The organism is Oceanicoccus sp. KOV_DT_Chl (assembly GCF_900120175.1).
In the GTDB taxonomy this organism is placed as follows: domain Bacteria; phylum Pseudomonadota; class Gammaproteobacteria; order Pseudomonadales; family Dasaniaceae; genus Oceanicoccus.
This window is the reverse complement of sequence record NZ_FQLF01000002.1, coordinates 1776856-1789787: the sequence shown is the minus strand read 5'-3', so window position 1 is coordinate 1789787 and position 12932 is coordinate 1776856. Positions and strand designations below refer to the sequence as shown.

General features: G+C 44.2%; 11 protein-coding genes. 7 read left to right on the top strand and 4 right to left on the bottom strand.

What is annotated here, in order from left to right; genetic code table 11:
* Positions 1-44 precede the first annotated feature (44 nt).
* The 4 genes from glmS (at position 45) to UNITIG_RS12205 (ending at position 5682) form a co-directional block, all read left to right on the top strand.
* Complete coding sequence (glmS, locus tag UNITIG_RS12220; protein WP_101758633.1) at positions 45-1877, top strand: glutamine--fructose-6-phosphate transaminase (isomerizing); 1833 nt, start codon at positions 45-47, stop codon at positions 1875-1877.
* A 63-nt stretch (positions 1878-1940) separates the two neighbouring features.
* A complete protein-coding gene (locus UNITIG_RS12215; RefSeq protein ID WP_200821284.1) occupies positions 1941-2345 on the top strand; it encodes a VOC family protein in 405 nt (134 codons plus the stop codon).
* A gap of 156 nt (positions 2346-2501) precedes the next feature.
* Complete coding sequence (locus UNITIG_RS12210; protein WP_200821283.1) at positions 2502-5150, top strand: TonB-dependent receptor; 2649 nt, start codon at positions 2502-2504, stop codon at positions 5148-5150.
* A gap of 127 nt (positions 5151-5277) precedes the next feature.
* Entirely contained in the window at positions 5278-5682 is a 405-nt protein-coding gene (locus tag UNITIG_RS12205; protein ID WP_101758630.1) for an SMI1/KNR4 family protein, read from the top strand.
* Positions 5683-5726: 44 nt separating this feature from the next.
* Here the strand turns inward: UNITIG_RS12205 and UNITIG_RS12200 are convergent, their stop codons facing one another.
* Together UNITIG_RS12200 and UNITIG_RS12195 are read right to left on the bottom strand one after the other, a co-directional pair.
* Positions 5727-5936 carry a DUF2970 domain-containing protein gene (locus UNITIG_RS12200; protein ID WP_101758629.1) on the bottom strand — a complete coding sequence of 70 codons (210 nt, stop codon included), beginning with the start codon at positions 5934-5936 and terminating at the stop codon, positions 5727-5729.
* Positions 5937-5949: 13 nt separating this feature from the next.
* Positions 5950-6720: a ferredoxin--NADP reductase gene (locus tag UNITIG_RS12195; RefSeq protein ID WP_101758628.1), complete on the bottom strand. Its 771-nt coding sequence runs from the start codon at positions 6718-6720 to the stop codon at positions 5950-5952.
* A gap of 170 nt (positions 6721-6890) precedes the next feature.
* Here UNITIG_RS12195 and UNITIG_RS12190 point away from each other — a divergent pair, with 170 nt between their 5' ends.
* The 3 genes from UNITIG_RS12190 to UNITIG_RS12180 all read left to right on the top strand — a co-directional run bounded on the left by UNITIG_RS12190 (position 6891) and on the right by UNITIG_RS12180 (position 10437).
* Complete coding sequence (locus tag UNITIG_RS12190; RefSeq protein ID WP_101758627.1) at positions 6891-7775, top strand: LysR family transcriptional regulator; 885 nt, start codon at positions 6891-6893, stop codon at positions 7773-7775.
* A 245-nt stretch (positions 7776-8020) separates the two neighbouring features.
* A complete protein-coding gene (locus UNITIG_RS12185; protein WP_101758626.1) occupies positions 8021-10033 on the top strand; it encodes a methyl-accepting chemotaxis protein in 2013 nt (670 codons plus the stop codon).
* 47 nt (positions 10034-10080) lie between these two features.
* Positions 10081-10437 carry a hypothetical protein gene (locus UNITIG_RS12180; protein ID WP_101758625.1) on the top strand — a complete coding sequence of 119 codons (357 nt, stop codon included), beginning with the start codon at positions 10081-10083 and terminating at the stop codon, positions 10435-10437.
* A gap of 8 nt (positions 10438-10445) precedes the next feature.
* Here the strand turns inward: UNITIG_RS12180 and UNITIG_RS12175 are convergent, their stop codons facing one another.
* Together UNITIG_RS12175 and UNITIG_RS12170 are read right to left on the bottom strand one after the other, a co-directional pair.
* Entirely contained in the window at positions 10446-11189 is a 744-nt protein-coding gene (locus UNITIG_RS12175; protein WP_101758624.1) for a general secretion pathway protein GspB, read from the bottom strand.
* A 2-nt stretch (positions 11190-11191) separates the two neighbouring features.
* Positions 11192-12865 (bottom strand): ExeA family protein, encoded by a 1674-nt coding sequence (locus UNITIG_RS12170; RefSeq protein ID WP_101758623.1) that lies wholly within the window; start codon positions 12863-12865, stop codon positions 11192-11194.
* Positions 12866-12932 lie beyond the last annotated feature (67 nt).

Below are 12932 nucleotides of genomic sequence, written 5' to 3'. Positions count from 1 at the left end.
ATAAATACGCTCGTCCTAAATGAGAGCATGAAAATGGAAAAGTTATGTGTGGCATAGTTGGCGCAGCAGCGCGCAGAAAAGTTTCAGCTATATTGGTAGAAGGGTTAAAGCGTCTGGAATATCGCGGCTACGATTCCGCAGGTGTAGCCATTGTTGATAGCAAAGGTGCCATAGGTTGTCATAAACGTTTAGGCAAAGTTGCGGTATTAGATGAAGCGCTGCAACAAACACCACTGCCAGGCTCTACTGGTATTGCACATACCCGTTGGGCAACGCACGGTCAGCCTTCAGAAGCCAATGCTCACCCACATATATCATCAGATCAGATTGCATTAGTGCATAACGGTATTATTGAAAACCACGAAGAGCTGCGTGAAAAATTAACCGCCCAAGGGTATGAGTTTTTATCACAAACTGATACCGAAACTATCGTCCACTTGATCCACTCAAAAATTATTACCGGCTTAAATTTGAGAGAAGCGGTTAAGATAGCCGTAAAAGAACTGGAAGGTGCGTTTGGTTTAGCCGTTATTGATAAGAGCGAACCAGAGAAAATTTTATGTGCCCGTAGTGGGAGCCCATTAGTATTAGGCTTGGGTATTGGAGAAAACTTTTTAGCTTCAGATCAATTAGCGCTGCGCCAGGTAACCGATCGCTTTATATATTTAGACGAAGGGGATTTTGCTGAAATTACGCCGGATAGCTATCAGATATGGGATAAAGACGGTCAAGAAGTTGAGCGGGAGCAATTACAGTTAACTGATTCGGCGGAAGCCGCGGACAAAGGAAAGTATCGCCACTACATGCTCAAAGAAATTTATGAGCAACCCAAGGTGATACGAAATACGCTACAGGGTCGGTTAGGTAAAAACCAAATTTTAGAGCAGGCTTTTGGTATTGAATCAAAAGCCATATTAGACAAAACCAAAGCCGTACAAATCGTGGCTTGTGGCACTAGTTATCATGCAGCGATGGTCGCTAAATACTGGATAGAAGGTATAGCTGGTGTTCCTTGTCGGGTGGAAATTGCCAGTGAGTTTCGCTATCGAAAGTTAGTAGTACAGGAAAATACCTTATTAGTGACTATATCCCAATCCGGTGAAACCGCAGATTCATTAGCCGCTCTTCGCTTAGCTAAAACTTTAGGGTACACCGCAACCATGACAATCTGTAACGTCGCACAGAGCTCTTTGGTGCGGGAATCAGATTTGGCACTAATGACCGAAGCGGGTCCGGAAATTGGTGTTGCTTCCACTAAAGCATTTACCACACAGTTGGTGGCGTTAATTTTATTAACCGTGGCACTGGGACGTCGTCATCAATTGTCCGCAAACGAGGAGGCAGAAATAGTTGCCGCGCTAAAACAACTGCCAGAAAAATTAGAGCAGACCCTTGCGCTGGATACAGCTATCCACCAAATGTCAGAATCTTTCGCAGAAAAACACCATTCGTTGTTTTTGGGACGCGGTGCGATGTGGCCTATTGCGATGGAGGGCGCATTAAAGTTGAAAGAGATTTCGTATATCCATGCTGAAAGTTATGCTGCAGGTGAATTAAAACATGGACCGTTAGCACTGGTTGATGCAGATATGCCAGTAGTCGCGGTTGCGCCTAATGATGATTTATTGGAAAAATTAAAATCCAATCTGCAAGAAGTGCAAGCACGTGGCGGTGAGTTATTTGTGTTCGCCGATGCCGCGTCAGGCTTTGAAAATAGCTCGGGGCTTAATGTAATTAAAGTGCCGTCCGTGGCTGATATTATTGCCCCCATTATCTATACCATCCCACTGCAATTACTTTCTTATCATGTGGCTGTGTTAAAAGGTACTGATGTGGACCAGCCACGCAATCTGGCTAAGTCGGTGACGGTAGAGTAAGTCTTGCCAAACCTGTAAATAAAGCCTATAGAAAGAGCAGCGCTCATTTTTATAGGTTTTTTTATGTCTGTTACAAAGATCCACCACATCAATTTTATCGTAGAAGATCTAAGTGCCGGGATTGATCGGTATCGTAAACTGCTAGGTATAGATAATTTTGTTATTGATGACTTGCCAGGCAGAGGTGTTAAAACCGCTCGCTCCAAAGTTGGTGATAGTTGGTTGGTATTGGTGCAGCCAGTCGATATGACAGGTATTCCAGGTAAACATTTGCAGCAGCATGGAGAAGGCTTCTTCCTGATTTCTTATTCCGTGGATGATCTGCAACAAGCAGCAGCTAATGTTGTTGCCCAGGGCAGTGCAATGACCAGCGAAATACCTAGACAAGGCCTTGAAAATTGGCAGGTTTGGGATATTGATCAGAACGATACGTTGGGCACACAAATTCAATTTTGCGAGGAAAAGTAACTAGCCTCTACCCAGATGTAAAGATTCGTTTAGCAACTGGTGGAGTGAGTTAATCTCCTCTATATTGATCAAATAACAGGCTTGCCGTAATCCAGCCATTGGCTGAAGGGCATGATAAAAAAGCAGTACTTAATAATCAAAGGCAAGGGAGAGACTATGTTCAAGCGATCAATAATAGCTTCAGCGATTGGAGCGACTTTAATAAGTAGTGCATCCATTTCCGTCGCAACAGCGGAACAAATAACGGTAGAAGAGGTTGTCGTTACAGCGCGAAAACGGGCAGAGAATTTACAAGAAGTGCCGATCGCCATTACCGCGTTCACTGAAAAAACGATAGAGCGAGCGGGTATTGAGAGGCCCCAGGACTTTATCGCATTGACTCCTAACGTCACGATTGTTGATTCCGCTAATGCGGGCGACACTCAGGTAACTATTCGCGGTATTACTTCAACCCGGGACGCGGAAGGCACTTTTGCCTATGTTGTTGACGGCGTCTTGCTGACTAATCCTAATGGCTTTAACCAGGAGTTATTCGATATTCAACAAATCGAAGTATTGAAAGGGCCACAAGGAGCCATTTATGGTCGCAATGCGGTTGCCGGTGCAATCATTGTTACTACTAAAAAGCCGGGTGATGAGTTTGAAAGCACGGTCAGTGTAGGTGCTGGCTCCAATGATTTAACGAAAGCCAGAATCAGTGTCAGTGGCCCTATTGTTGATGGATTAAAAGGTAGCTTCTCCTTTAGCAACCGCGATGATGAGGGCGAGTATAAAAATGAATTCACCGGTAAAGATGGCAGCGTGGATTTTCTCGAAGAGCAGAACTTTCGGGCACGCTTAATCTGGGATGTCAGTGATCGGGTTAGTATTGATGCGACGGCAGGTTATAGAGAAGTCGAAGCAGGCGCCATCAACTTCAATGCTGTTTTTGCTTTACCTACCGCCGCGGCAAACTTCGGTGATCCTAATTTATACAAAGATGTGAATGATCATGATTTCCGTTTTGAATTTAATGTACCCGGCGAAAACGAACAGGAAAACACCTTCTTCTCCGTTAAGGCGGATGTTGATATGGATTGGGCAACATTAACCACCGTTGTCGCTTACGATAATTTGGAAGAGTACCTATTATCAGATGGAACCAGCGCAGCGTTTGGTTTGTACTCATTTGATTTAAGCGCAGCAGTTGGACCAGGCTCTCCGTTGAGTGGTCCTAGTGTGGGTGAAGCGCAAAATGCCTGTTCTGCGAGCTATCAGGATTTATTAGCATCAGGTGCATATAATCCCGGTGTTAATTCTCCCTTCTTTGCGTTCCCAGGCACAGTACCTGGGATGGCTTCAGATATTGGTTTTGCCCCGGTGTACGGTTTAAATGCGTTATTACCGCCTTATACACAAAGTACCTGTGATGGTTATCAATACCAGCAGCGCGACCAGGAAAGTACGAGTATAGAAGTACGACTCGCTTCACAGGGTGATGGCCTGCAATGGATGGCCGGTTTTTATTTAGCGCAAATTGAACGGGAAGTTGCAGTATCTTATGGGGCAGATTTGGGTGATGGTTATTTTGGCCGTAAGCCCTACGTGCCAGGCAGAACCGATTTATTATTTAACGATCAATTTGATACTGATGTAGCCTCAATTTTTGGTTCAGTAGATTTTGATCTAACGGAAAATCAAACCTTATCAATTGCCGGACGCTACGATCAGGAAGATCGTGATGTGTCTAATAAAGTACCGAATGTGCCAGGTGCTCAGGCCTTTGGTGGTATTAATCCTAACACCTTTGCAGTGGCGACAATTAACCCTGCTTATGATGGTAGCTTTACTGACACCATTAGTGATCGCAGTGAAGAGTTTTCACAATTCCAGCCCAAGGTTTCATGGCGCTGGGTGGCAACCGAAGATGCGTCGGTCTATGCCAGCTATGGGGTGGGTTTTCGCAGCGGTGGGTTCAATAATATCGGTAGTAAGGATCTAGTGGATAGTGTGTTCGGTACTTTTGGCACTGAGCCACAAGAGCTCAATGATGATTATGATAAGGAAGTATCAAAGTCATTTGAGTTAGGTGTTAAATCCGAGTGGTGGGATAAGCGTTTACGAGTGAATGCGGCAGTTTTCCATACCGAAGTTGAAGACAGCCAATTCTTTAATTTCCTGGCCGGTAACTTTGGTATTTTACGGGTAGTCACCAATATCGATGAAGTGACTTTGCAGGGTGCAGAGATTGATTTTGAAGCATTACTTACCGATAGTGTAACTCTGTACGGTGCGGTGGGTATCACCAATAGTGAAATTGACAAAAACAGCAACCGCCCTTATACCGAAGGTAATGATGCACCGCTTACACCGGAATCAACCGCTAACTTAGGCGTGCAGTGGAGTAATAATATTACCAATGGTATGGAGTTAGTCGCACGTCTAGATTGGCAATATGTTGGTGAGACCTGGTTCAGTACGGTACAGGGGGACGTAACAACTAATGCCTTTACTGATGTATCCGCTTTGTATCAGGGTATTGGTGGTGCTTTTGGTGATGTTACTACAGGTGGCCCAGGTATACCGGCTGGTGGCATCATTGGTTTTGGTGAAAGTAATTTTGATAAAGGTAAGCGCGATGCTTATGACTTATTAAATTTGCGGATCAGCCTGGAAGCCGAAAGCTGGACCTTAACGGCTTGGGGCGACAATATTCTGGATGAAGAGTATTTGGAAGAAATTATTCCAGCGCCCGAGTTTGGCGGTTACTTTATTCATCCTGCCAAGGGTGAGTCTTACGGCTTGGATTTCACCTACCGCTTTTAAGTTTGGTTAAAAGTTTTCAAGCGGCCCACGGGCCGCTTTTTTATTATTAGAACGTATAAAAATCCCTCGCTTGTTTATTTGAGTTTAGCGCTTATACTGCCGCTCATAATGAGTGTTGGAGGTATTAATGGATAGGGTCATAGAAGAGCTTAGGGCTAACAGTGAAGCGGTGCCGGTTCCGCTTGAGCTTCCAGATATGGATGACATTATTGATGCTGAGGAACAAATTTTAGTGTCACTCGATTATGCGTTTCGCCAATTTTTATTAACCGTTAGTGATGTCATTGTCGGTTCGATGGAGCCGGTCACTGTGGCTGACCCCAATTCTCATACCTACTTACCGGAAGTAGCAGCAGTAGCCTGGTCGTTGGGTTTGCCGCGCGATATGATTCCCTTGTGTGAATACCGTGGCGGCTATTACTGCACTAACGAAGATGGTGAGGTGCATTACTGGCTTGATGGCGAAATGAGTAATGATGAGCCGTGGCGAGATGTGTGGGTGTGGGCTGAGCATGTGTGGTTGAATAGTTAAGATGCTAGATGCTAGATGCTAGATGCTAGATGCTAGCTTTAGGATTATGGAAGTACTACGTTAACGATTAAATAAATCACCCCGTACCACACAATAGTCATTAAAATACCAACAGCAATGAATTGCTTCGCTTTGCCCCGCTTAAAGTCCCGCTCCCTGTTTTCGGAACTTTGTACACCGAAAAAAGAAGCGAGGATACTGCCCACCATTTGCAAAAAACTCAGTGGTTCTTGCTTGTCTTCTTGCTTGGTCATACCTGCTACCTACTTACTCTACAAAAGCTCTTTCTATCACGTACTCTGCTGCATTGCCATGACGTGCTTCATTAAAACCCTGTGCATCAAGAATGTTGCAGGTATCTTTCAACATACTGGGACTGCCACAAATCATAAAACGGTCATCGGCGGCATTGATAGCCGGTAGGCCGACATCTTGCGCTAATTTACCGCTGGCTAATAAATCAGTGATACGGCCTTCATTTTTGAAGGCCTCACGGGTGACGGTGGGATAATAAATGAGTTGCTGTTTAATCATCTCACCAAAGTACTCGTTTTCCGGCAGGTGATTGTTAATCGTTTCCTGATAAGCTAGCTCATCCACATAACGACAGCCGTGAGTAAGAATAACTTTCTCAAATTTTTCGTAAGTTTCCGGATCCTTGATAATACTCATAAAAGGCGCGAGTCCGGTGCCGGTACTAATCAAATACAAGTTGCGCCCCGGTAGCAAGTTATCAAGAATCAAGGTACCGGTGGGTTTGCTGCTAATGAGGATTTCATCACCAGGCTTAATTGCCTGTAGCTTGGATGTTAGCGGGCCATCAGGTACTTTGATGCTAAAAAACTCCAGCTCATCTTCATAATTTGCACTGGCAATACTATAGGCACGCATTAAGGGGCGGCCTTCCTGTTGCAAGCCAATCATGGTGAAGTGGCCATTTTTAAAACGAAAACCTGAATTGCGCGTGGTCTTAAAGCTGAACAGGGTGTCGGTCCAGTGATTAACTTGAGTCACTTGTTCGGTGAGTAGTGCGGCCATGGTTTACCTCTGGGTTTTGCAATAAGTATGAGGTTAGAGTAGGCAGGCTTGATCTATTAGTAAAACGGGTTATTCTTATTATATAAATCGATTTTGCCGATGATTGCGTCTAGCTCATGAAGAGTATAGATGTGTTTGCCAGCTATTGGCAGCTGCCAGGGGTTTGAACTATGCGCTATACACTACGACAACTAGAGGTCTTTCTGGCTACTGCACATTTTGAAAATGTGACCAAAGCGGCCAAGAGTCTGTCCATGTCACAATCCGCAGCAAGCGGTGCTTTGAAAGATCTGGAGCAGCAATTTGATGTCCAGTTATTTGATCGTATAGGCAAGCGTTTACAAGCTAATGAACTGGGGAAGTTGTTGCGCCCTAGGGCTGAATCGCTACTGGAACAAGCGCGGGAATTGGAACAGGAACTGATTAGCCATCGTGATATTGGTCACTTGAATCTAGGTGCCACACTCACCATTGGTAATTATCTAGCGGTTGGGTTAATGGCTGAATTTATGCGGGAGCACCCCGGTGCCCAGATTAGTCTGGAGGTGGCGAATACCGAGTCCATAGCCAGGCAAGTCGCTAATTTTGATTTGGATATTGGCTTGGTAGAAGGAGAGCTGCATCACCCTGACCTCGAAGTCACTCATTGGCGGGATGACGAGTTGGTGGTGTTTTGTGCGCCTACACACGGACTGGCGGCAAAGGGAACGCTGAGTGATCAGGATTTGCTAACTGCTGAGTGGATTTTACGGGAGCAAGGCTCAGGGACCCGCCAAGGTTTTGATCGAGCCATGCATGGCTTACTCTCAAACCAGATTATCAAGTTGGAATTGCAGCACACCGAAGCAATTATACGAGCAGTAGAAGCTGGGTTGGGTATTTCCTGTTTATCGCGGATTACACTAAAAGATTCTTTCGCAAGGGGGAGTTTGGTGCCCTTGTCGGTGCCGCACCGTGATTTGCTGCGCGCGTTTTATTTTGTCTTACACAAAAATAAATATCGCAGCGCAGGTATTGAAAGTTGGTTGGAGTTGTGTCGCCGTTACACGCAATAAAGTATATAGCTTTACGGTGGATAGTACTTATGCGCTTGAGCATTAAACATAGAATTTTTTATTGTTTTAACGTTAGTATGTGCTCAGTTGATGACATACTTGCGTTTAGTACCGGCGCTGCTATACCTAAAACTTAGGAAAATCCAGTGAATAGCATTTTTTATCTAAACAAGAAGATTAACAGAGTGAGTCAATTACGTGCTGCTTTAACAAAACTTTAAAGCTTAAACAGGAATTATTTAGTTATGCCCATCATTAATATCACTGTTACTGCGAGAATTATTGCTGGTTATTTAATAGCGTTACTGTTAGCGATAGTAATTCTTATTACTGGTTTAGTTGGCATTAATGACATTTTTAGTAGCTTTAAAAATGTCACTACTCGAGCACTGCCTATGACTGAGACCGCTTCCAGCATGCTATCCAACCAGTTGCAGGCGACCATACAATTAATGGCATACCAGCAGACTGAAAAAATAAAAAACCTGAATGATATAGAACAGCGCTATACAGTATTAACTGAAAAAAATAATGCATTGAATAAGCAATTGAGAGGCCTGGCTCAGGACGAAAAAAAAATATCAGCTGAATTACTACTTGTTGAAAACTACCAGAAAAAAATGCGGGCTGCGAGTACACAGTTGATGACGTATCATCGGGCGAGTTTAAATAGTGCCAACGTTGTGCGCGAGCAACGCGAAGAATTTTCAGATATGGGTGATGAGGTGGTCAGTTACGCCGCGGATATAGAAAGTCAAGCCGTCAGCAATAGCACGCAAACGCTTCTCAGTGATATCACGCGAATATTGGGTAAGATATCGAGCGCAGCATTAAATAGTTTAGATAGCCCATTAATTGCGGCTGTGAAATCTGTGAATAAAGATAATGCCGCAGATTTTAATGATGTCGATAATAAGTTTCAGCTGCTTGAGCGCTGGGGGGTGTTTGAAGGTTCCAATGATTATCAAAATTTAAAACAATCCTACAATCGATTTAAAGAAGCCTGTATTGGTGCAAACAGTTTATCCTTAGCAAGAATTGATCAACTAGAGAAAATTCAGCAGACCAATCAGCAAATGCAGATCATTGAGGCAATGGGTTTAGACGTTGTCACCGCCCTAAAAAACCTTGCCGCAGAAATTCATGGGACAATGACTACTATTTCACAACAGACTGAAGCAAGCGTTAGTAGCAGCAAGGCACAGATAATATCTATTGCCGCAGTAGCGAGTGTAGTAATCGCGGTTCTTGCTTTTTTGGTAACACAATCTATTAGTAAACCATTAAGCAGTATTGTTGCTGCGATTAAAGTAGTTGCCAGTGGCGACTTACGACAAACATTTGAAATTGGTCGCAAGGATGAATTGAGGGAGCTATCTTCAGCAATGCAACATCTTGTTACACAATTGCGAGCGATGTTGGAAGAGATCAATCTCAACTCCACACAATTATCTGCGACAGCGGAAGAAACCGCCACCATTTCAGAACAAAGCTTTAATAGTATTGCCCGCCAAAAAGATCAAACGAATATGATAGCTACAGGTGTTGAAGAGATGACGGCAACGGTTGAAGAAGTGTCTCGAAGTATTAACAACACCCTGGAGAGAGTAGAAGATGCCCACAATGAAGTGAATATAGGGACCCGTTTATTAAGCGAGAATATAAAGTCTATACGAAAATTATCTGCTGATATTGATAATAGCTCCACAGTTATTGAGCGACTCAATGAAGATACAGAAAATGTGGGTACGGTTTTGGATGTGATTAGAGGTGTTGCTGAACAAACGAATTTATTGGCTTTAAATGCCGCCATTGAGGCCGCGCGAGCGGGTGAGCAGGGCCGTGGTTTTGCGGTAGTTGCCGATGAGGTGCGCACTTTGGCGAGCCGTACTCAACAATCTACCCAGGAAATTCAGGACATGATTGTACGTTTGCAAGCGGGAGCCCGTGAAGCAGTAGGTTCAATGAAAAGTAGTAGGGAAGAGGCGCTAAATAGTGTTGATGGTATAACTAAAGCAGGTGAAATGTTAACTCTGGTGGCTGAAGCGATAGATATTATTAAGGATATGAGTCACCAGATTTCCAGTGCAGCTGAAGAACAAACGGTAGCAGCTCAGGAGCAAAATCGAAATATTGTTGCCATAGCGGCAGTCTCTGAAGAGACCGCAACAGGGGCACAAGAAAATCAAATGGCCAGCCAAGAGTTGGCGCGAATGGCCGAAACACAATTGGCATTAATCAATAAATTTAAAGTGTAATTAAATACGCAATAAAAACGCTACTAGCTCCCCAAGAGAACTAAGCAATGAATTTATTTGTGGCCATAATGCTTGCAGTTTTACTAGCCACTGACTTCAGCGCTAGTGTTTTCGCGGGAACTTGTGAAATTCAATATACGCGCACTGCTTGTGTTGGCAAAGAAAGCATAAGTTATAAAAAGTGTTCAGGTAAGGAGGTTTGTTCTAAGTTTAAGGAGGCGGAGAGTGTTGATGAATGTAGAGCATTAGCAATAAAATCTTGTTCCAATAAACGTTTAAGTATAACTAAAAGCAAAATTATTAATGCATTTTATAATGAGAAGATCATTGCTACCGTGGGAGGCTATACAGATTTTTGTAAAGAATACAAAAACCGTGAAAAAGAATTTAATAAGTGTGAATAAAATATTTACTAATAGTTTACCCAGCTATTAAGTGCCGGTAAGCGGAACTGGCGATTGTTAAATTCCAACACAACACTATCGGGTAAAATAGCAATAACACGAATTCCCGGCTCTATAATTGCTCCGGTTTTACGCATCTCACCATTAATGGTTACAAACCCTTTACCGCCTTCAGCATGCATATGTACAGAGTATTCCATACTCGGGAGCGTTTGTTGGAAGCGTGTAGATAGTTGCGCTAGCAAAGGAATCTGCTGCAAAATTGACTGCGTATTATCTATTGGCTTGGCAACTTTTTTAGCCGCTGAAGGCGTAACGATCGGATTGGCTTGCTGTTGATACAAGGACGCAATTGTTTTTTGTTCGGCAGAAATTTTTGCCGTAACAACGCGTTCTTTTTTTGGATCAGCTTCAGTCGTTGCGCTGAGATTTTTGCTAACAGCTGCGGTTTTTTTTGCACTAATCGGTGGCACGCTCGGTTCTTGGATGATAGTAACAGGGTTTGGTAGTGATGCTTGATTATTAATAGGCACAGCCTGATCATCAATAACAGGACTGGCTATGGGCTGTGGCCACTGCGAATACACCAAAGCTGCCACTGCCACGGTAACTAATACCGCTTCTATCACCCAGCGCCGTACCGGATTGTGCGCTGCGGTTGCAGGAATATGACTGGCGTGCAAATTAATTTGATTATTTTCTTCACTGCGCTCTTGGTCAGCACGGTTGAGAGCATCGAGAATTAAAGACATTGCTAGCCCTCCTCAGCATTAACAGTAGTAGGTGGTGCCGAGTTGGTTTGTATTAAGTTAGGGTCATCAAGGGTTGGCTCAACAGCCAGCAACTCATTAAGCTTCAATAATGTTTTTAATCCCACCACGCCATCAGCTTGTAATTGATATTGCTGCTGAAAAATTTTAACCCGCTGACTAAGCGCTTCGTTAAATACTTGTTCTGCAAGTAATGTGGGCTGTTGATCAAGTTCGGAAAACTTTTCAGCCAACCATCGCACCATTGGGCCAGTATAATCTTTAGCAAAAGGGCTGCGATAATCTTCAGAGGTTTGCCAAAAAAATAAAAAATCACCGGTCCATAATGGCCCCAGGACGGAAAGTGGCACCGTTGTAATGGTTTGTTGATAAACCAGTGTTGCTTCACTGTCTTTGATCGCCAGCACGACGGCAAAGGCTTGCAATTTTTCAGCGGTAATTAACGAGATGACCGCTGGGCGATTAAAAGCAATAAGCTCTTGCCAGGTATTGACCTGTTGTCGTTCACAGCGAATGGCACCCGGTAAATCGATATCACAGCTAGCTATGGCGTCGGTTATGCCAAGAGTCAGCAGTAATTCATTGATAGCTTGTTGTTCACTATCAATCCAGGTGGCTGCAGGTTGAGTTGATGGAGCCCGGGTTTCGATCGCGGTGGCCGCGGGTTCGGTAGTAATGGAATCGGTTATGGATTCAGTGGCTACCGGTTGCATGACAGCGGTGTTTGGTTGATCACGAGAACTAATAGTAGGCCATTGCCATAACAGTAACCCCGCCACAATAATCACCAAACTGATGAGCACCGGTGCTACAGATCGAGGCGAGTAAAGCGTTATATCCTCTTCTTCGCCCATGACTTCAACAATGGATTGTTTCAACATGGCGTTATCAACAACCGTTTTATTTTGACCATAAGTGCCTAGCAACATACGGTCACATAACACATTGATAATACGAGGCACGCCGCGACTGACTTTGTGGATGCCTTTAACCACTTTTTTGGGGAACAATATTTGATTGGCAGGTAGTCCGGCTACTTGTAGGCGGTGGCGTATATAGGCTTCGGTTTCTTCTAAATTTAATGGCTTTAATTGGTAGCGGGCGGTGATGCGCTGCGCTAATTGCCGTAACTCCGGTTTGTTTAACAGTGTGCGGAGCTCCGGTTGCCCTACCAAAATTATTTGCAATAATTTTTTGGTATTGGTTTCCAGGTTGGTTAGCAGGCGAATCTGTTCTAACACTTCAAACTGCAGGTGTTGCGCTTCATCAATTAATAAAACGGTATTGCGTCCTTTGGCATGATTACTGAGCAGGAACTGGTGCAGCTTATCGGTGAGTATTTTCAAGCTTTGCTCACCAGGAGTATATTGCAGCTGAAACTCATCGCAGGCTGTTGCTAATAATTCCACCGCGTTTAAAGCAGGGTTGAGGATAAGCGCAATATCCGTTGTGTCAGGAAGTTGTTCCAACAGGCAGCGATTGACAGTGGTCTTGCCGGTCCCTACTTCGCCGGTTAACAAAATAAAGCCACCGCCCGCACCCACGCCATACAGCAAATGTGCCAACGCATCCCGGTGGCGGGCACTCATAAATAAATAGCGTGGATTCACCGCAATGGAGAAGGGCTCTTCTTTCAGGCCGAAATAACGGTGGTACATAGATTAACCGGCGTTGTTGAATCGATTGTTATAGGTGGTGCTGAGGTGCAGCACGGCAATATTCAGC

What these genes read in the sequence shown, in the direction of transcription:
- UNITIG_RS12215 (WP_200821284.1), top strand. Translation starts at nt 1,941, where the DNA reads ATGTCTGTTACAAAGATCCACCACATCAATTTTATCGTAGAAGATCTA.
- UNITIG_RS12210 (WP_200821283.1), top strand. Translation starts at nt 2,502, where the DNA reads ATGTTCAAGCGATCAATAATAGCTTCAGCGATTGGAGCGACTTTAATA.
- UNITIG_RS12170 (WP_101758623.1), bottom strand. Translation starts at nt 12,865, where the DNA reads ATGTACCACCGTTATTTCGGCCTGAAAGAAGAGCCCTTCTCCATTGCG.
- UNITIG_RS12195 (WP_101758628.1), bottom strand. Translation starts at nt 6,720, where the DNA reads ATGGCCGCACTACTCACCGAACAAGTGACTCAAGTTAATCACTGGACC.
- UNITIG_RS12200 (WP_101758629.1), bottom strand. Translation starts at nt 5,936, where the DNA reads ATGACCAAGCAAGAAGACAAGCAAGAACCACTGAGTTTTTTGCAAATG.
- UNITIG_RS12185 (WP_101758626.1), top strand. Translation starts at nt 8,021, where the DNA reads ATGCCCATCATTAATATCACTGTTACTGCGAGAATTATTGCTGGTTAT.
- glmS (WP_101758633.1), top strand. Translation starts at nt 45, where the DNA reads ATGTGTGGCATAGTTGGCGCAGCAGCGCGCAGAAAAGTTTCAGCTATA.
- UNITIG_RS12190 (WP_101758627.1), top strand. Translation starts at nt 6,891, where the DNA reads ATGCGCTATACACTACGACAACTAGAGGTCTTTCTGGCTACTGCACAT.
- UNITIG_RS12175 (WP_101758624.1), bottom strand. Translation starts at nt 11,189, where the DNA reads ATGTCTTTAATTCTCGATGCTCTCAACCGTGCTGACCAAGAGCGCAGT.
- UNITIG_RS12205 (WP_101758630.1), top strand. Translation starts at nt 5,278, where the DNA reads ATGGATAGGGTCATAGAAGAGCTTAGGGCTAACAGTGAAGCGGTGCCG.
- UNITIG_RS12180 (WP_101758625.1), top strand. Translation starts at nt 10,081, where the DNA reads ATGAATTTATTTGTGGCCATAATGCTTGCAGTTTTACTAGCCACTGAC.